The organism is Boseongicola sp. (assembly GCA_014075275.1).
In the GTDB taxonomy this organism is placed as follows: domain Bacteria; phylum Pseudomonadota; class Alphaproteobacteria; order Rhodobacterales; family Rhodobacteraceae.
Window position 1 is genome coordinate 2,427,624 of sequence record CP046179.1, and the last position, 16,654, is coordinate 2,444,277.

The 16,654-nt window shown below is 52.8% G+C and carries 22 protein-coding genes; 9 read left to right on the top strand and 13 right to left on the bottom strand.

What is annotated here, in order from left to right:
• Positions 1 to 163 precede the first annotated feature (163 nt).
• Positions 164 to 2,071 carry a tetratricopeptide repeat protein gene (locus GKR98_12180; GenBank protein ID QMU58889.1) on the bottom strand — a complete coding sequence of 636 codons (1,908 nt, stop codon included), beginning with the start codon at positions 2,069 to 2,071 and terminating at the stop codon, positions 164 to 166.
• A 333-nt stretch (positions 2,072 to 2,404) separates the two neighbouring features.
• On the opposite strand from GKR98_12180, the gene GKR98_12185 reads away from it, so the two are divergent.
• Positions 2,405 to 4,087 (top strand): acyl-CoA dehydrogenase, encoded by a 1,683-nt coding sequence (locus GKR98_12185; GenBank protein QMU60080.1) that lies wholly within the window; start codon positions 2,405 to 2,407, stop codon positions 4,085 to 4,087.
• Here the strand turns inward: GKR98_12185 and recO are convergent.
• From recO to GKR98_12215, 6 genes are all read right to left on the bottom strand, one after another.
• The gene (gene recO / locus GKR98_12190) at positions 4,062 to 4,808 is read right to left on the bottom strand and encodes a DNA repair protein RecO (protein QMU58890.1); all 747 of its coding nucleotides are present in this window, start codon (positions 4,806 to 4,808) and stop codon (positions 4,062 to 4,064) included. The genes GKR98_12185 and recO overlap by 26 nt on opposite strands.
• A gap of 48 nt (positions 4,809 to 4,856) precedes the next feature.
• On the bottom strand, positions 4,857 to 5,189 hold the full coding sequence (locus tag GKR98_12195) for a DUF1491 family protein (GenBank protein ID QMU58891.1): 333 nt from the start codon (positions 5,187 to 5,189) through the stop codon (positions 4,857 to 4,859).
• A gap of 18 nt (positions 5,190 to 5,207) precedes the next feature.
• Positions 5,208 to 6,113 carry a GTPase Era gene (locus tag GKR98_12200; protein QMU58892.1) on the bottom strand — a complete coding sequence of 302 codons (906 nt, stop codon included), beginning with the start codon at positions 6,111 to 6,113 and terminating at the stop codon, positions 5,208 to 5,210.
• 70 nt (positions 6,114 to 6,183) lie between these two features.
• Positions 6,184 to 6,864, bottom strand: a complete 681-nt coding sequence (rnc, locus tag GKR98_12205) for a ribonuclease III (GenBank protein QMU58893.1) — start codon at positions 6,862 to 6,864, stop codon at positions 6,184 to 6,186.
• Positions 6,864 to 7,628 carry a signal peptidase I gene (gene lepB, locus GKR98_12210; protein QMU60081.1) on the bottom strand — a complete coding sequence of 255 codons (765 nt, stop codon included), beginning with the start codon at positions 7,626 to 7,628 and terminating at the stop codon, positions 6,864 to 6,866. The genes rnc and lepB overlap by 1 nt, the downstream gene beginning before the upstream one ends.
• Positions 7,629 to 7,719: 91 nt before the next feature.
• Positions 7,720 to 8,148 carry a holo-ACP synthase gene (locus tag GKR98_12215; GenBank protein QMU58894.1) on the bottom strand — a complete coding sequence of 143 codons (429 nt, stop codon included), beginning with the start codon at positions 8,146 to 8,148 and terminating at the stop codon, positions 7,720 to 7,722.
• Positions 8,149 to 8,255: 107 nt separating this feature from the next.
• Between GKR98_12215 and GKR98_12220 the strand changes: the two genes are divergently transcribed.
• The 3 genes from GKR98_12220 to GKR98_12230 all read left to right on the top strand — a co-directional run bounded on the left by GKR98_12220 (position 8,256) and on the right by GKR98_12230 (position 9,411).
• Entirely contained in the window at positions 8,256 to 8,768 is a 513-nt protein-coding gene (locus tag GKR98_12220) for a hypothetical protein (GenBank protein ID QMU58895.1), read from the top strand.
• A gap of 144 nt (positions 8,769 to 8,912) precedes the next feature.
• Positions 8,913 to 9,119, top strand: a complete 207-nt coding sequence (locus GKR98_12225) for a hypothetical protein (GenBank protein QMU58896.1) — start codon at positions 8,913 to 8,915, stop codon at positions 9,117 to 9,119.
• 112 nt (positions 9,120 to 9,231) lie between these two features.
• Positions 9,232 to 9,411, top strand: a complete 180-nt coding sequence (locus GKR98_12230) for a hypothetical protein (GenBank protein ID QMU58897.1) — start codon at positions 9,232 to 9,234, stop codon at positions 9,409 to 9,411.
• 50 nt (positions 9,412 to 9,461) lie between these two features.
• On the opposite strand, the gene GKR98_12235 is transcribed toward GKR98_12230, so the two are convergent.
• From GKR98_12235 to GKR98_12245, 3 genes are all read right to left on the bottom strand, one after another.
• Positions 9,462 to 10,214 (bottom strand): pyridoxine 5'-phosphate synthase, encoded by a 753-nt coding sequence (locus tag GKR98_12235; GenBank protein ID QMU58898.1) that lies wholly within the window; start codon positions 10,212 to 10,214, stop codon positions 9,462 to 9,464.
• A 96-nt stretch (positions 10,215 to 10,310) separates the two neighbouring features.
• Positions 10,311 to 10,538, bottom strand: coding sequence for a DUF1150 family protein (locus GKR98_12240; GenBank protein ID QMU58899.1), 228 nt, complete (start codon positions 10,536 to 10,538; stop codon positions 10,311 to 10,313).
• Between the two features lie 11 nt (positions 10,539 to 10,549).
• Positions 10,550 to 10,780, bottom strand: coding sequence for an Hsp20 family protein (locus GKR98_12245; protein ID QMU58900.1), 231 nt, complete (start codon positions 10,778 to 10,780; stop codon positions 10,550 to 10,552).
• Positions 10,781 to 10,895: 115 nt separating this feature from the next.
• Here GKR98_12245 and GKR98_12250 point away from each other — a divergent pair, with 115 nt between their 5' ends.
• Genes GKR98_12250 through GKR98_12265 form a run of 4 tightly spaced genes read left to right on the top strand, consistent with a single transcriptional unit; the run spans position 10,896 to position 13,193 of the window.
• A complete protein-coding gene (locus GKR98_12250) occupies positions 10,896 to 11,096 on the top strand; it encodes a DUF465 domain-containing protein (protein QMU60082.1) in 201 nt (66 codons plus the stop codon).
• Between the two features lie 60 nt (positions 11,097 to 11,156).
• Positions 11,157 to 11,636: a 5-(carboxyamino)imidazole ribonucleotide mutase gene (gene purE, locus GKR98_12255; protein ID QMU58901.1), complete on the top strand. Its 480-nt coding sequence runs from the start codon at positions 11,157 to 11,159 to the stop codon at positions 11,634 to 11,636.
• Complete coding sequence (locus GKR98_12260; protein ID QMU58902.1) at positions 11,629 to 12,714, top strand: 5-(carboxyamino)imidazole ribonucleotide synthase; 1,086 nt, start codon at positions 11,629 to 11,631, stop codon at positions 12,712 to 12,714. Before purE ends, GKR98_12260 begins: the two co-directional genes overlap by 8 nt.
• Complete coding sequence (locus GKR98_12265; protein QMU58903.1) at positions 12,711 to 13,193, top strand: NUDIX domain-containing protein; 483 nt, start codon at positions 12,711 to 12,713, stop codon at positions 13,191 to 13,193. The genes GKR98_12260 and GKR98_12265 overlap by 4 nt, the downstream gene beginning before the upstream one ends.
• Here GKR98_12265 and GKR98_12270 read toward each other — a convergent pair.
• Both GKR98_12270 and GKR98_12275 read right to left on the bottom strand, forming a co-directional pair.
• On the bottom strand, positions 13,163 to 14,017 hold the full coding sequence (locus tag GKR98_12270; GenBank protein QMU60083.1) for an EamA family transporter: 855 nt from the start codon (positions 14,015 to 14,017) through the stop codon (positions 13,163 to 13,165). The genes GKR98_12265 and GKR98_12270 overlap by 31 nt on opposite strands.
• Positions 14,017 to 15,060: a uroporphyrinogen decarboxylase gene (locus tag GKR98_12275; GenBank protein ID QMU58904.1), complete on the bottom strand. Its 1,044-nt coding sequence runs from the start codon at positions 15,058 to 15,060 to the stop codon at positions 14,017 to 14,019. The genes GKR98_12270 and GKR98_12275 overlap by 1 nt, the downstream gene beginning before the upstream one ends.
• Positions 15,061 to 15,155: 95 nt before the next feature.
• On the opposite strand from GKR98_12275, the gene hemC reads away from it, so the two are divergent.
• A complete protein-coding gene (hemC, locus tag GKR98_12280) occupies positions 15,156 to 16,097 on the top strand; it encodes a hydroxymethylbilane synthase (protein ID QMU60084.1) in 942 nt (313 codons plus the stop codon).
• On the opposite strand, the gene GKR98_12285 is transcribed toward hemC, so the two are convergent.
• Positions 16,098 to 16,448 carry a hypothetical protein gene (locus GKR98_12285; GenBank protein ID QMU58905.1) on the bottom strand — a complete coding sequence of 117 codons (351 nt, stop codon included), beginning with the start codon at positions 16,446 to 16,448 and terminating at the stop codon, positions 16,098 to 16,100. It abuts the gene before it with no gap.
• Positions 16,449 to 16,654 lie beyond the last annotated feature (206 nt).

A 16,654-nucleotide genomic window follows, 5' to 3' on the forward strand; every position in this document is an offset into this window, starting at 1 on the left:
CCAACCTAGCGCTCAAGGACTTTGAATTTGCCAATCCTTATCGGCCCAAAAGCATCCGCACCGAAGGTCCGCAGGCACGAATTCCTATCGAAACCTCACGTCTGCGTTCGAACTCACCGACTTAGTGTCGGCAATTTATGGAAAACCGAAAATAATCTTCAACTCACTCAGGCAAGCCATCGAATACCCCGTCCATATAGGGTTCGAAGTTTTGCCACTCCGCCGAACTGGCCTTGTAAATTGGCTTGGTGACTTGAAGATTGGACGCGGTTTTTGCAGAGCGCTTGTTCTCATGCGGTTTCATGACACCATCTTCCCAATCCAACTCGAGGTAATCCATCAACAGACGAGTTTGACCCTCCTGATCTTCAGTAAGTTGATCATAGTCAAACTCCAACACCCGACCTGGAAGGATCTCATCCCAGTACCGCATCAAATCTTCATACATCCGATAGAATTTCGCAGTGGTGGCCAGATCAAATGAATACCCCAAGCGCACACGAGAGAAATATTGCCAGAAGTTTGACCAGCAAACCGCCCGGGAGTCCCGCTTCATCCGAACAATTTTCGCTTCCGGAAACGCCGCCGCAATCATAGGTATGTATCTGAAGTTATGCGGCATCTTATCAGTCACGAAAGGTTTTCCCTCGGACCGAATTGCCAGTTTTTCCAAATACCTCGATCTCAGGTTTTCCAGCGCAGCTTCCGACACTTCGTCCGCCCCCGACGCCAGATTCTCCCCGATCATCGCGATATGAGAAAGCTCACCAGCAGCAGCAACTTCAGAATGCGAAGAGATGATCTGTTCCACTAGCGTCGTGCCCGATCTCGGCATGCCGACAATAAAGATTGGCATCAAGTCGGTTTCACCACGCACACTATAACTCACTAACTTTGCAGCGGTTTTCTTCAGTTTTTCGAAGGTCTCTTCATCATCGCGAATATCGTATCCCAACCGCTCCTGCATGATAGCGTTGCCCTGACGAATAAACTCAAACGACCGTTCGTATTCGCTAAGATCACGATAGACCTTAGCAAGAGCAAACAACATTTCTTCGCGCTCGATTAAGTTCACTCTTGTGCCAAGTGATTCCAAGTAATCTTCCATGGCATTGAGATCGTCGTCCGCTTCACGGAACTTTTTTACCGAACTTAATTGCCTGAACGCCTCACCAACTTTGCCACCCCTACTTATTACGATGCGAAAACACGCTTCCGCCGCGTCCAGATTTCTTTGGGCTACATAGACCTTTCCAAGCATCAGTTTTGCGAAAATGCTATCAGGATGAGACTTGATGATCGGTAACAGAGCTGCTTCGGCGCTTTCTGGGTCATTGATGTTCAGATAAGTTTCGGCCTTACCAGCGCCAGCCTGCGTATTCTGTGGATCTATTTTCAGAACCCTTTCAGTTGCCTCAATCGCCTCGTCGAAATTTTCATTCCGACGCAACGCATTCGCCAAACCAATCATGGCGTCGACGAAATCTGGCTTTAGCCGAAGTGCATTCTTGTATGAAGCAATCGCCTCTTCAAATTTTGAAAGCTCGTTCAGAATATTACCAAGCGTAAAGTACGGAAGCGCATAGTTCGGTCGCAGCGAGATCGCAGCTTTCAAACTCTTGGCAGCCTCATCAAACTGTTGCGATGCATGAAGGGCATTACCTAGGTTCAAATGTGCTTCCGCAGCATTCGGATTGACTGAAGTCACCTTGCGCATGGCTTCAATGGCAGCTTCTGTTTCGCCAATCGCGTTGTTGAAAACACCCATAAAATTCCAAAGATGGGCCGAATTCGGATAAACTTTCAACTGCCGCTTGGTCTGCGTCATCGCTCCAGATACATCTCCGGCCTTGAACATCTCACCAATTTTGCGAACGATTTGTTCTGTTGGCTCATTGGCAAATGACGAAGATTGCACTGCCCCCAATTTGCTCAGCGCCTTTTTCGCCTTGGTATGATTTGGGCGGGCGCTCAGAACTGCCTGATATAATCTTCGTGCCTCGACGTGATCACCCGACTTCACAAGTGCATCGGCTTTTTTCAGAGCAGCAGGCAAGCTCAACTTTGACATAGGATCTTCCCGGTCTCAAAATATCGAATACAACGATCCATGGAATATCTTATGTCACCCCTGGCTTCCACACGGTCAGCTCAACTCGACGATCCATCGGCGAATTACCTAACACAACCTTTACCGACCGTTCGTTGGCACCGACGTAATACCGACGCAATACAGATAGTCCCAAAGTGCCTATTTTGCAGCGTGTGAACCAATTTCAATTCCAGGACAGCCGAACGATAGTCGCGACACATTTGTGCGTTACAGTATCATATTACGAAATCTTCTTGCGTCCGAACTTCCACGCTACTATCACTGTGCAAGTGCAGAAAAATGGATACCGCAATGCCGCATGATGGGAACGCAACCGTGGAAACCTCTATTGTTTTAAACAACTTGCTGGATCTGACTGCCGAGTCATTGCCCGCGGCTGAGTCTCTATTGGCGCGCGCCCACGAAGTTGTTTCTGCTCAGGTCAAGGAAAACGGCAAAGTCAGTGCTGCTCTGACTGAAGCCCACCAAACCGCCGTCCATGGATATGCCTGGATGGCAACCTACGTTGAAGCACTCCGCCAGATGCAGTCATGGTCTAACCTTCTGTATTCTAATGGTAAATTCGGGGAACTTGAGCAACTTATTCACCAGATCGCATTCGGCGAATACCTCTGGCAGCTCAACGGAGGCATCCCCATCAGTCAGGGCGAGATCATCCGACCTCAGGACCTGGGACTGACGCAGGATGACCAGCGGCATATGATGGTGCCTGCGGTCATGTCATTGACTCAAAACGGAAATACTCAAGCAGCCCGCATGCGCCTTGTCGAACTCATGCAAGAGCGCACTGCCGACATCACCTTTGGCGCGACCGGTCTTGACGACGAATTGGAGATGATCCGCGAGCAGTTCCGCCGGTTCACAATAGACCGAGTAGACCCACATGCGCACGGTTGGCACTTGAAAGATGAGCTCATCCCCATGGAAGTCATTGAAGAGATGGCTGAAATGGGCGTCTTCGGTCTGACGATCCCAGAAGAATTCGGTGGTTTCGGGCTGTCGAAGGCCTCCATGTGCGTGGTTTCTGAAGAGCTATCTCGTGGCTACATCGGCGTCGGATCCCTTGGCACTCGGTCCGAAATCGCGGCCGAACTAATCCTTTGTGGCGGCACGGAAGAGCAAAAAAATCAATGGCTTCCGGCAATTGCGTCGGGCGAAATACTTCCCACTGCGGTTTTCACCGAACCTAACACCGGCTCTGACTTGGGAAGTTTGCACACCCGCGCCGCCAAGTCGGGCGAAGATTGGACCATAACAGGCAATAAAACATGGATCACTCACGCTGCGCGAACCCATGTCATGACACTGCTCGCCCGCACTGATCCAAACACAACCGACTACCGGGGGCTGTCTATGTTCCTTGCAGAAAAGGCCCCGGGAACGGAAGAGAATCCCTTTCCAACCAACGGGATGACGGGTGGCGAGATTGGCGTTCTGGGTTACCGCGGCATGAAGGAATACGAGCTGGGCTTCGATGGGTTTCAGGTCAAAGGAGCTAACTTGTTGGGTGGTATCGAAGGACAAGGCTTCAAACAACTCATGCAGACCTTCGAAAGTGCAAGGATCCAAACCGCTGCCCGCGCCATTGGAGTGGCCCAGTCGGCACTAGACGTTGGGCTTCAGTATGCGCAGGACCGCAAGCAGTTCGGCAAGTCATTGATTTCATTCCCAAGAGTAGCGTCAAAACTGGCAATGATGGCGGTCGAGATAATGGTATCCCGTCAACTTACTTACTTTTCAGCGCGCGAAAAAGACGACGATCGACGCTGCGATTTGGAGGCTGGCATGGCCAAACTTTTGGGTGCCCGCGTTGCGTGGGCAGCCGCTGACAATGCGTTGCAAATTCACGGCGGAAATGGATTTGCCCAGGAATATGCGATCAGCCGCATTCTGTGTGACGCTCGTATCCTGAACATTTTCGAGGGCGCCGCCGAAATTCAAGCACAAGTTATTGCGCGCCGTCTGCTATCCTAGACCCGCGCGAAAGTATGTCCAGAAACCGTTGACGAGCTTCCGGCAACGGTTTGTCCCCGACGGACAAGGCAAGACGATGCCTTAGAAAATATCCAGTGGTTTCAAGACCCTGAAGCACATCCAATATGCTACCTTTGCTTTCCCCCACCAATGCGGGCGACAATGGCAGCATTCGATCTGCCCATTCGCCCGCCCCATTGGACGAAACGGCACGCCCAGTTTTGGGGGATACGTAGACAAGATTGTGACTGGAGCCAGTTACAGCACAGCGACCCAAATCTAACCCAAATCCAAGGTCCTCCAACAGTGCCAACTCCCACCGCAGATAAGCGAGATGCCAGACCGGTCCTTCGCCAATCATGTCCAGTAATGCCATAGTCCGCTTATAAAGCGACGCGTGTTGTTCTCGTTCAGGCAAGGCAAAAGACAGCAAAGCCGTGACCGCGTTCAAAGCCGCCAGCGTCTCGCGTCCCGCCATCAACTGAGCTGCGCGACTGCGTACCGGTTCAACCGAGAATGCGCCCAAATGTTCTTCCAACCGTGCTCGCCAAGCCACTGCAATCTGTGCGCCCGGCTGCAAAACAGGTGCCAGTTTACGCCCGGCACCACCGCGCACGACACCAGCATGGCGGCCTTTGAATTCCGTGAAAACTTCTATGATTGCGGCGTTTTCGCCATGACGCCGCACAGCCAGCAAAACGCCTTCGTCCCGCCAATCCATGCCTATTTATCCATCCGCATCAGGCACAACACCAGCCCAAATCGACGGTCACTCCAAGCCAGGCTCGTCCAATAGATGCCTTCCGCCTTTGTCTTCAATCTCGATGACCCAGACATCCGGATCGAAAGAACGTTGTTTTGAAAGACTTTGGTCGACTTCCACCTCAGAACCTTCGGCCAAAACAACCCAACAACGTTCACCAGACATCAGATCAAAGGACCGTTGATAACAAGCAGCGTTACCATCCAATGTGTTCAGTTTTATGAGCACCGCACCAGCCGTGTGATCCCCTTTTGCCACTACAAACACTGGAATGTCTGCCAACCGACACCGTGTCAGATAGGCGGCAATCCAAACTTCTGTGGTCAAGCGGGCAGACACGGCCCAACCTTCTGTACGCTAACTGCCATCCGAAAAATCCAAGCCCATTTCCGAGTATCTTTCAGCTTCATCCAACCAGTTGGGGCGCACTTTGACGGTCATGAAAAGATGAACTTTTCGACCCAGAAACTCAGCAATCTCAGCACGCGCAGCTTGGCTGACCGCCTTTATGGTCTCGCCCTTTTTACCAAGTACGATCCCTTTGTGCCCGTCGCGAGCTACATAAATTATCTGATCAATCCGGGCCGTTCCATCGTCGCGTTCCTCCCAAGCCTCTGTTTCGACTGTCAATTGATACGGAAGTTCCTGATGCAGCCGCAACGTCAGTTTTTCACGGGTCATTTCGGCGGCAATCATGCGCAAGGGCAAGTCGGCTATCTGGTCTTCCGGATACAACCATGGGCTTTCCGGCATCTTGCCGGCTAACCACTTTCGCAGATCGTCCACGCCGTAACCTTTTTCGGCGGAAATCATAAACGTTTCCGAAAATTCCAGTCTCTCGTTCAGCTTTGCCGCCAATCCAAGCAAAACTGATCGTTCGACCCGATCTATCTTGTTGATAGCCAGCGCAATGACAGAATCTTTTGAACGATCGGCCAATTTCTCGAGGATTTTTTCCACGCCCGGCGTCAATCCGCGATGCGCCTCGATCATCAGAACTACAACGTCTGCGTCCGCTGCGCCGCTCCATGCTGCTGCGACCATGGCGCGGTCAAGTCGGCGGCGCGGGCCGAATATGCCAGGTGTATCCACAAAGACAATTTGACTATCGCCCTCGATAGCCACACCCCGAATCCGCGCGCGAGTCGTTTGAACCTTGTGGGTCACGATCGAGACTTTTGCGCCAACCATGCGGTTGAGCAGGGTCGATTTTCCGGCATTGGGCTCGCCGATAAGGGCGGCAAAACCAGCACGAGTGGTCATTGGGATCTCCATAACTAGATCGTTGTCGCCTTAATGGACCGCAAGACACTACACCAGCACAGAATGCGCCTTATTCGGCAAGTGTTGATAGCAGTTTCGCCGCCGCCGCCTGTTCGGCAGATCGCTTTGACGGAGCTTCGGCATCGGCAGATCCACCGTCGGCAAGTCTCACCTCAACGGTAAATGTTAGCGCATGATCGGGGCCGCGCCGAGACAATTCTTTGTAGATAGGCGGGTGCTGCCCACGAGCTTGCGCCCATTCTTGTAGCGCGGTCTTTGCATCGCGAGCGTCTTCCTTCACGGTCGAGATGCGTTCGCCCCACAAACGCCGCACAACGTCACGCGCCGCGTCATATCCAGCGTCCATGTAAACCGCTGCGATCACTGCCTCCATGGCATCACCCAGCAATGCTTCTTTGCGACGCCCACCAGACAACATTTCCGAGCGTCCCAGTTTCAAAACCATTCCTATGTCAATTTCACGTGCAACTGCGGCGCAGGTTTCTTTGCGAACCAACGCGTTGAACCTTGGCGCCAGCAGCCCTTCTGACGCGCCGGGATCGTGCTCAAGCAATGCTTCGGCAATAACCAAACCCAAAACCCTATCGCCTAAGAATTCTTGGCGCTGATTGTCGGGTCGGGTTTCGCTTGCAATAGAGGCATGCGTTACGGCGCGGATGAGTAACTCTGGTCGCGCGAACTGGTGGCCTAGCCGCTTGGCCAGGTCAGACAGATCGGCGCCGAACTGCACTATCGAATTGCCTTAAAAAAGCGATCAGAACGCCAAGTCCAAACAAAGAAAAGCGAACGCCCAGCCGAAGAAAACATGACGCGATCAGCCCGCCCAATCAGATTTTCCAGCGGAACCAAACCAACCCCATTTGGCTGCGAAAATCTGCTGTCGACGGAGTTGTCCCGATTGTCGCCCATGAAAAAGAAATGCCCCTCGGGGACCCGAAACACACCAGTGTTGTCTACACGAGAAGAGCCAGAGCTCAGAACCGAGTGCTGGCGACCATCTGGCAATGTCTCGATATACTTTTCTTTGGTGCAATCTGCTCCGGGAAGCGGCCTACGTTCGATGCAAGCTGGTAAATTTCCCAGAGGGCCCTGATTGGAATAGGGCTCGATGAAGTTTCCATCGGCCACGAGAGGCGCTGCCGCACCATTGATATGAAGAACACCCGACCGCATTTGAACGGTGTCGCCCGGCAGTCCAACTACCCTCTTGATGAAATCCTGACCATTCACCGGATGCCGGAAAACGACGACATCCCCGCGCTCAGGTTCGTCGCTCAACACACGACCATCGAAGGGGCACATCGAAAATGGACAGGAATACTGTGAATAGCCGTACGCCATCTTGTTGACGAAGAGGAAATCACCAATCAGCAAAGTGTCTTTCATAGACCCAGACGGAATCCAGAACGGCTGAAAAAACAGTGTGCGAACAAAGCCCGCGATCAGCAACGCATAGACAATCGTTTTGATGGTCTCCACGACACCATCCATCATCGTGCTGGTCTGATCACTCATCAATTGTCCTGCCTGTATTGGTCGGGGTGTTCTGGTGTGTGCATGGGTGCGAGTCAAGCTGACCGGTGGGTCACTTCTTTGTAACGCCACCAGTCGTTGCATCTATAGGACGCGCCTCGATGACGACAAAGGCCTGCGCCCATGGATGATCATCCGTCAAAGTCACGTGAATTATGGCCTCGTGCCCCTTTGGCGTCATTTCCTTTAGCCGTTCGGCAGCCCATCCGGTGACATGCATGACCGGCTGGCCGGAACGAAGATTTGAAACAGACATGTCCTTCCACGCAATGCCCATACGCAATCCCGTCCCAAGTGCTTTGGAGCATGCTTCCTTCGCCGCCCAACGCTTTGCATATGTTCCAGGGGTATCCTTGCGCCGCTCAGCTTTGCGCTGTTCAACCTCGGTAAACACACGATTGCGAAATCGATCGCCGAACCGCTCTAGCGTGCCTTCGATGCGCTCAATGTTGCACAAATCTGTTCCGACGCCGAGGATCATAGCTGTCCATTTGTTTTGGCCATGACCCATATGGATGCCGACGCGAAGACAACGCAAGGATTTGGAAACCAAGTTCCCTTAAATCTGATCACATGTGGCGATTTTTCGTGACCTTCTTTGCATTGGGTGGCTGTGGCGGGCTGGCCTGGAATGCGACACTTGCCAATCACCCGCAGGTTCGCGCCGACATGTTGGACAGCGTCAAGCCTGGAGTTACCACCGAAATCACCCACACGTCTCGTTGGGGAAATCCAACCCAGAAAATTCGCGAAGGTGCACAAACAAGATTCATTTACCGCGATATGTCGAACCCGCCCGAGTACCGGTTTCCGCAGTTTGGCGACAGTTCGCGATACGTTGTTGTGATTTTTCAATATGGCATTGCTGTATCGGCTTACTCATCGGACAACGAAGGGTGTCGAGGCACGTTTGCACCACGCCCCCCAGGTGCTGGCTTCGAAAATCCCACGACAATTCACCCAGTTAATTGCGGTCGCTTGGATGCAAATCAGTCAACAAATACCGCAGCGCCCAATCCATTTTTCGGCATCACTGAAGCAGACAGCATCAGCCTGACAGCCGATGACTTCCCGTCCGATACACTTGGTGGAAAACTGTAGATACGCTGGATATACTCTTCTTGAGGCGGCCTATTATTAACAAATTGGGCGAGATTGCCACATTTCCGACATTCTCTTGCCTGAATCATTTTTTATAAAAGTTTCCGTAGTTTGTTTTGTATCGAGTAACCGGTGGTAGTAGCCATGAATATTCCCCTAGCCTATATCCTGTACGCTGTTCCCTTCATTGTGGCTGCGTATGTGCTTGTAAGAGCCAAATTCGCAAAGCCTGTTGAACAGGTGGAAGACGAACCTGTCGTTGAAAAACCGCTCATTGATCCTGAAGAAGCGTGGATCAAAGAAGTTCGCAGCCGTCCGATTCACCGCGAATACGTCTCTTACGGAGTTTGAACAGAACGCTTAAAGCGCCTGTTCCCGACTCGTAGTTCGCCTTTGTCGCCTTGGGCATTCCGCCCGTCCAAATCAGTGTTGTTTTGTAACCAGTAACCGAAAGTAACATACCATGGAAATTCTCGTCCTCGCCCTGATCATTCTAATTGGTTCATTCTTTGGCTCAGCAATTTCGCTGGCACTTGGCAGCAAAAAGCCAGCACCGGCGCAATTCGATCCGCGCCTTGATGCGCGTTATTCCAATCTAGATTCTGAATACGAGAATTTTAGCGCTCTTCCAGCACCAGCCTAAGGAAATCCATTCACCGAACCACACGCGTCCGCCAAGTTGCGGGCGCGTCTTCAATTGATCCGCGAATTATCCATTATCTCGCGCATGGCAAGAATGGCGGGCTTCAGACCAAGAAAAATGGCCTCCCCTATTAAAAAGTGCCCAATATTTAGCTCGCGCACTTGAGGAAGCTCCGCCACAGGCGCAACTGTCTCATAGGTCAAACCGTGTCCGGCATGCACTTCTAGCCCCAGATCATGAGCAAATGCCGCCATATCACGAAGCCGACCCAACTCGTCGTCACGTTCGTCAAACCTGCCTTCCGCATGAGCGTCGCAGTAGGCACCGGTGTGAAGCTCGATTACCTCAGCGCCGATGCGATTGGCCGCTTCGATCTGCCGTCGATCCGCTGCAATAAAGATTGAGACCCGACATCCCGCATCTCGTAAAGGCGCGATAAAGTGTGCCAAACGGTTTTCTTCCCTGGCAACTTCAAGGCCGCCTTCCGTCGTCTTCTCTTCGCGTTTTTCTGGAACAAGACAGACGGCGTGCGGTTTATGGCGCAGAGCAATGGCCTGCATTTCGCTAGTCGCTGCCATCTCGAAATTCAATGGAACGGAAAGGACATCCATCAGACCGTCAATATCAGCATCGGAAATGTGCCGCCTATCCTCGCGTAGGTGAGCGGTGATTCCATCGGCTCCCGCTTCTTCAGCAATCTTGGCGGCCCGCAAAGGGTCGGGATAATCGCCGCCACGGGCATTTCGCACTGTTGCAACATGATCAATATTCACGCCAAGTCTTAGATATTCATGAGATTCCACGTCAACCTCCACCTCTGTTTGAGGCGACGTTAGCGAGTTTGGTGCGGGTGCAAAACCAAATTTTCAGTTGTTCGCTTCCGGCGCATAGTGGCCGGATTAGTGAACACTTACCGGTGCGAAGTCATTCTGCCGTGCGAGAGCAAATGCAAGCGTCCGGTCTTTTACCAGGGCCAATTGTTCACCATCGGGAGCATGCACCGCATAGACCTGATCCGTCTCGCCGGCTTGATCACGAACATCTGCCGGAAGTTCAGAGACATTGACAGGGCGAACATAGACCAACCGATCGCCGTCAAGCGCGGCAATATTGAATAGTGTATTCATAGTGTTACCCCTTACTTGGTTTCAATTTTGATCGTCTGCACAACCGCATCAGGTTTGGCGCGCATTAAATCCACGTGCAAAAGTCCATTCTCCATCATCGCACCAGCCACCTCAACACCATCGGCCAAGAGAAACGTGCGCTGAAACTGACGCGCTGCAATACCCCGGTGCAAAAAAATGCGATCGCGGCTGTCGTCGTCCTGCTTTCCGCGGACCACCAATTGCCGGTCTTCAACTGTCAATGATAGATCATTTTCGGCAAGTCCATCACCACTTTATAGACCATCAAAATGCGGGTAATTTAGGGCATCCACTCCTCATCGGGCCTAATTGATGACACAGACGCCACCAACCAAAATGGGACCCAATGAGGTGCTGCGCGTAAAACTTTCCGCATTGAAGCAGGAACACCGCGATCTTGATGAGGCAATTCACGCCTTGGAAGAGCGCAGTGTCCGGGATCCTCTGACAATCAAGCGATTGAAGAAGCAAAAATTGGCATTGAAAGATCGTATCGCCATCATTGAAGATCGATTGACCCCGGATATCATCGCCTGAACGATTGCGGGACTGCGCGTGCAAGTCTAGTGTCCGCGCACAATCAACTAAGGGGCCAGAATGAGTATCAAAGTCGGGATCATAATGGGCAGTCAAAGTGACTGGTCGACCTTGAAGCCTGCGGCAGAAATTCTTGATGAATTGCTGGTGCCTTATGAGACCAAAATAGTATCCGCACATCGCACGCCAGATCGGTTGTGGGATTATGGCAAGTCCGCAGTCGAACGCGGCTTGCAGGCGATCATTGCTGGCGCAGGAGGCGCCGCTCACCTGCCCGGGATGATGGCGTCCAAAACGCGCGTTCCCGTTATTGGTGTACCGGTTCAGACGCGTGCATTGTCGGGCGTAGACAGCCTTTACTCGATCCTGCAGATGCCACGTGGATATCCGGTTGCGACGATGGCAATCGGCGCCGGTGCCAATGCAGGACTAATGGCCGCCCAAATCCTTTCGCTTCAGGATGCAGAACTGGCGACCAGAATGGACCAATGGCGCTCAGATTTGACCGCATCAATTCCGGAAGGCCCATCGGATGACTGAAAGTTTGCGCCCAGGTCAGACCATCGGGATATTGGGCGGTGGGCAATTGGGCCGCATGCTGGCAATGGCTGCAGCAAGGTTGGGTCTGAGAACGCACGTATATGAACCCGCTGCAAATCCCCCTGCCGGCGAAGTTGCAGCATGCCTGACAACCGCGTCATATGACGATGAGCCAGCGCTGAGGGCTTTCGCCGCCAGCGTTGACGTAGTGACATATGAATTCGAGAACGTGCCTGCCAGCGCACTTGACCTGATAGAGGCACAAGTCAGCATCCGACCAAATCGGCAAGCCCTGTCCGTCAGCCAGGATCGACTGACCGAAAAGACTTTTCTGACAGATATCGGTTTGACAGTTGCCCCATTCGCCGCGGTCAAAGACGACGCCGAGCTTGCGCAAGCCTTGGGCCCAATAGGAATGCCAGCAATCCTCAAGACCCGCCGGTTAGGCTATGATGGAAAAGGACAGGCGCGCATTCAAGACCGGCATGATGCTCCTGCTGCCATGGAATCTATGGCCGGAGCTGACGCAATTCTTGAAGGCTTTGTTGATTTTGATCGAGAAATCAGCGTCATCGCCGCGCGCTCGTTCGATGGCCATATTGCGTGTTTCGAGCCCGGTGAGAACGTTCATAGAGACGGGATTTTACATACGACTCGCGTGCCCGCTTCAATTGATCAAGCTACGCGGGAGCGGGCGTTCGGAATTGCCGGAACTATTCTTGCCGCCCTGGACTATGTCGGTGTCTTAGGCGTGGAACTTTTTGTTTCCAAAGATGACCTGATAGTAAACGAAATTGCACCAAGAGTTCACAACTCGGGCCACTGGACCGAGGCTGGCGCGGTCATTGATCAATTCGAACAACATATGCGCGCTGTCGCAGGTTGGCCGCTGGTAGACCCCGTGCGCCATTCAGACGTTGCTATGACCAATCTCATTGGTAACGATGTTGACGAGGTGCCAAACATCTTGAGTGAAACCGGCGCAAAACTCCACCTCTACGGAAAAGCCGAGACTCGGCCCGGGCGCAAAATGGGGCATGTCACCCGAGTGATCGCGCCTGCTTTTGATAGGTCATGAGCATAGACGGCACGACGTCGGTATCACGTAGCGGCTCACGGATTCGCATTGCCGTTCGGGGCATATTATTAAAAGACAACAAGCTGTTGCTCGTTAATGCTTGGCCTGATGGGCAAAGCGACCTTTTGTGTGCACCGGGTGGAGGTGCAGAACCACATCAATCGCTTCCAGACAATTTGCGGCGCGAGTTCTACGAAGAAACCGGATTGAGTGTTTCTGTCGGCCAATGCGTTCTCGTGAACGAATTCCATGATCCCGCCGGTGGATTTCATCAGGTCGACATTTACTTCAGATGCTCGGCTTCAGATCACGACATTCAAGACAATTGGATTGATCCGGAAGGCGTAGTTACCGAACACCACTGGGTCACGCGCACCGAGTTGAGCAATCTAAATGTCAAGCCCGACTCGCTGTCCGAAGTTGTTTGGGAACAAAGCGGAAGCGCTTCTTACGATCCACTTGAGCCCATTTTGCGCTGAGGAGCAAAGACCCCGGCCGCCACACCTCCCAGCACGATAATACTTGCAAATACAAGTTGCTGCGTCAGGACCTCGCCCAGCAACATCACACCGCCCACTACCGCGATCACAGGAACGGTCAGTTGGGCAAGCGCGGCAATCGTTGTGTCCAGCTTGGGCAGAACCGAATACCAAAGGGCGTATCCAAGACCAGATGTCACCGCACCAGAAATTACCGCGAGCATTGCAGCACTGGCGGAAAGTCCGTCAGGGATGATGAGCCAGATCGCCAACGAAAATGGCGCGGCACAAATGAAGTTTGCCCCAGTTTCGGCCAAAGGATTAGCAGCCTGTCGTCCAACCAAAGAATATACACCCCAACCAATAGCCGCCAAACCCATAAGCAACGCGGCACCAAGCGGCGGCGCTGAAACCCCAACCGGAAGAAGCAGCCAAATCAACCCAAGGAATGCAATTCCAGCACCAATCCATCGCAAGATATGAGGCTTGTCGCCTTTCAGCAGAGCTCCTGCAAACATAGTAATTTGAACGCCACCGAAAAGGATCAACGCCCCAGCGCCGGCATCTAGCGCGACATAGGCAAAGGAAAAACCGATCATATAGAGAAGTAATGAACCGGTTCCCCATGCACGATTAGGCGTCCATAGTTTGGGCAATCCGCCACGGAATGACAGGATCAACCCTAGCGTCAGTGCGCCGGATAGCACCCTTAGCGCTTGGAACGCTGCGGGCCCGGAGTCTCCATCCAACAATGCCCAACGATTAAGAACCGAGTTCGCCGAAAATGCGACCATCGTCAACGCTGTCAGCCAAAAAAGGCGCATCATGTGCCCGGGTCCTCTCGCACTGTATCAATCATCAACTGAACATTTTCGGGATCGGCATCCGGGGTGATGCCATGGCCCAGATTAAAAATGTGCGGGCCACCGGAAAGGGCCTTCTTGATAGCCCGCGTATCATCGACCAAATCCTGGCCCCCGGTCACCATATGCGATGATCTCAGGTTGCCTTGAACGCAACCGTCCACTTGAACGTACTCAGCGGCCCAACTGGCATCCACACTATTGTCCAATGCAACGCAATCGGCGCCGGTTGCCTGGGCGAACCCAACATACTTCCCACCCGCCTCTCGCGGGAAAGCAATAATCGGAATGTCTGGGTGTTTGGCCTTGATTTTCGCGATTATCTGTCGCGTGGGAGCAACAGCGAAATCTTCAAAATCGGCGTCACTAAGTGATCCGGCCCAGGAATCAAACAACTTCAGCACTTCTGCGCCCGCTGCAACTTGCGCCAGCAGATACTCTACTGTTGCATCGGCAATTCTATCGATCAGGGCCTGAAACAGCTCTCTGTTTTCATCTTTTAGCGCATGCGCCGGTGCCTGATCAGGCGTTCCACGGCCCGCAATCATATAAGTTGCAACCGTCCAGGGAGCGCCAGCAAAGCCAATCAGGGCTGTCTCGGCGGGCAATGAACCGGCGAGATTCCTAACAGTCTGGTATATTGGCGACAAATGGTCGTGAATGGCATTCGCGGGTTTCAAGGCAGCAAAATCGGACTCGGTGGTTATGGTCGACAACCTTGGTCCTTCACCGGTGACAAACCAAAGATCAGCGCCAAGCGCGTCAGGAATAAGCAATATATCCGCGAACAAAATCGCGGCATCAAAACCGTAGCGTCGAATAGGCTGCAATGTAACTTCGGTGGCAAGTTCCGGGTTGTAACAAAGAGATAGAAAATCGCCTGCCTTTGCCCGCGTGGCACGATACTCAGGCAAATAACGTCCGGCCTGCCGCATCATCCAGATCGGCGGCGTCGCCAACGTTTCGCCGGCAAGTGCACGTAAGATCGGTTTTTGCTGGCTCATAATGTTACCCTTTCTCGCGCCACAGGTCCCAACTGTGGCAAGGAATGTCAATCGGGCGCATTGTCAGTTTCACCCTCCAAGCCTATTCACAGCACATGATGAAATTACCTAACCCTACTCAGCCCCTACGTATCGGAACTCGTGGTTCACCACTTGCTTTGGCGCAGGCGCAGGAAACTCGGCAAAGACTGTCTCGGGAGTTTGATTTGCCAGACGACGCCATCGAGATCGTCGTGATCAAAACGACTGGCGACCGCATTCAGGACCGTCCCCTGAAAGAAGTGGGTGGCAAAGGGCTTTTTACCCGCGAGATTGAAGACGATCTGTTGGCCGGTCGCATCGACATCGCTGTTCACTCGATGAAGGACATGCCGGTTTTTCAACCCGATGGCCTGGTAATTGGGTGTTATCTGCCGCGAGAAGACGCTCGGGACGCTTTCGTTAGCCCTTCTGCCGGTGACCTGTTGGAAGTCCCCGAGGGCGCTCGAATTGGAACTTCCAGCTTGCGTCGCAAAGCTCAGGTTTTGAATCGTCGCCCCGATCTGGAAGTCGTTGAATTTCGGGGAAATGTTCAGACACGCCTCAAGAAACTGGAGCAAGGCGTCGCGCACGGCACTTTTTTGGCCATGGCTGGACTGAACCGATTGGGTCTATCTCACTTGGGAAATAACCCTGTAGGCACTGACGTCATGTTACCCGCCGTTGCTCAAGGCGCAATTGGGATAGAGCGAAGAATAGACGACCACCGTGCCGCCGACATGCTTGCGGCTATCCACGATACCGAAACGGCTACGCAACTTGATGCAGAACGATCGTTTCTGGCTGGGCTGGATGGATCGTGCGAGACCCCAATAGCGGGATTGGCAGAGCTGTCAGGTGGTCAACTTACTCTACAAGGCGAGATTCTTCGCACCGATGGCAGCGAAGCGATCGCAGGCAGCCGGACCGGCGCAATTGAAGATGGTGCTGCCATGGGAACCGAACTTGCTCAAGAACTGCTTTCAAAGGCCGGACCAGAGTTTTTCGACTGGCGGTAGTTAACCCTGCGCAATCAGGGCGATGGGTGCGTGGGCGTCCCGTTCGTAGTCTAGTGGCGCATCGCCAGTTGCCATTGTCTCGCGCTTGAATTCATAAACCATTTCGCCAGCGTCTTCTTCGGAAGCGATAATCAAACACTGAGATAGGTGGCGACTACCATCATAGACATCAACCAATCCGCGAAGGTGTGGCGCGTCGTCGACGTCAAGCGCAAACCCTTCATCCCAATACCGCAATATCGTGAATGTCTGTTCACCGGCCTGCACGCGCAGACGGCTTTTCTTTCGCTGGTCGCGTTTACGGGCCATCTCTAGCCCTTCACGCACCTCTTTCGGCAAATATTCGATCATATTAACTCCCCCAAACAATAGCTTGGGGCGATTTCCGATTCGGTCAAGCTTGCCAGTCGATTAATTATCATTGCGGAAACAGTTCTCTTAATCTGCGGCATTTTGATCGCGACTGTGACGTTGTCGGAAACAGAGTCTGGCGCACAACCGCACATCTGACAGCCGATACTCCGTATTATTGCACATAGGCCGTGTGGCACCGCCTG

Excerpts from the sequence above, each read along its gene's own strand:
- GKR98_12180 (QMU58889.1), bottom strand. The coding sequence starts at position 2,071 with ATGTCAAAGTTGAGCTTGCCTGCTGCTCTGAAAAAAGCCGATGCACTT.
- GKR98_12185 (QMU60080.1), top strand. The coding sequence starts at position 2,405 with ATGCCGCATGATGGGAACGCAACCGTGGAAACCTCTATTGTTTTAAAC.
- recO (QMU58890.1), bottom strand. The coding sequence starts at position 4,808 with ATGGATTGGCGGGACGAAGGCGTTTTGCTGGCTGTGCGGCGTCATGGC.
- GKR98_12200 (QMU58892.1), bottom strand. The coding sequence starts at position 6,113 with ATGACCACTCGTGCTGGTTTTGCCGCCCTTATCGGCGAGCCCAATGCC.
- lepB (QMU60081.1), bottom strand. The coding sequence starts at position 7,628 with ATGATGGATGGTGTCGTGGAGACCATCAAAACGATTGTCTATGCGTTG.
- GKR98_12215 (QMU58894.1), bottom strand. The coding sequence starts at position 8,148 with ATGATCCTCGGCGTCGGAACAGATTTGTGCAACATTGAGCGCATCGAA.
- GKR98_12225 (QMU58896.1), top strand. The coding sequence starts at position 8,913 with ATGAATATTCCCCTAGCCTATATCCTGTACGCTGTTCCCTTCATTGTG.
- GKR98_12230 (QMU58897.1), top strand. The coding sequence starts at position 9,232 with ATGGAAATTCTCGTCCTCGCCCTGATCATTCTAATTGGTTCATTCTTT.
- GKR98_12240 (QMU58899.1), bottom strand. The coding sequence starts at position 10,538 with ATGAATACACTATTCAATATTGCCGCGCTTGACGGCGATCGGTTGGTC.
- GKR98_12250 (QMU60082.1), top strand. The coding sequence starts at position 10,896 with ATGGGACCCAATGAGGTGCTGCGCGTAAAACTTTCCGCATTGAAGCAG.
- purE (QMU58901.1), top strand. The coding sequence starts at position 11,157 with ATGAGTATCAAAGTCGGGATCATAATGGGCAGTCAAAGTGACTGGTCG.
- GKR98_12260 (QMU58902.1), top strand. The coding sequence starts at position 11,629 with ATGACTGAAAGTTTGCGCCCAGGTCAGACCATCGGGATATTGGGCGGT.
- GKR98_12265 (QMU58903.1), top strand. The coding sequence starts at position 12,711 with ATGAGCATAGACGGCACGACGTCGGTATCACGTAGCGGCTCACGGATT.
- GKR98_12270 (QMU60083.1), bottom strand. The coding sequence starts at position 14,017 with ATGCGCCTTTTTTGGCTGACAGCGTTGACGATGGTCGCATTTTCGGCG.
- GKR98_12275 (QMU58904.1), bottom strand. The coding sequence starts at position 15,060 with ATGAGCCAGCAAAAACCGATCTTACGTGCACTTGCCGGCGAAACGTTG.
- hemC (QMU60084.1), top strand. The coding sequence starts at position 15,156 with ATGATGAAATTACCTAACCCTACTCAGCCCCTACGTATCGGAACTCGT.
- GKR98_12285 (QMU58905.1), bottom strand. The coding sequence starts at position 16,448 with ATGATCGAATATTTGCCGAAAGAGGTGCGTGAAGGGCTAGAGATGGCC.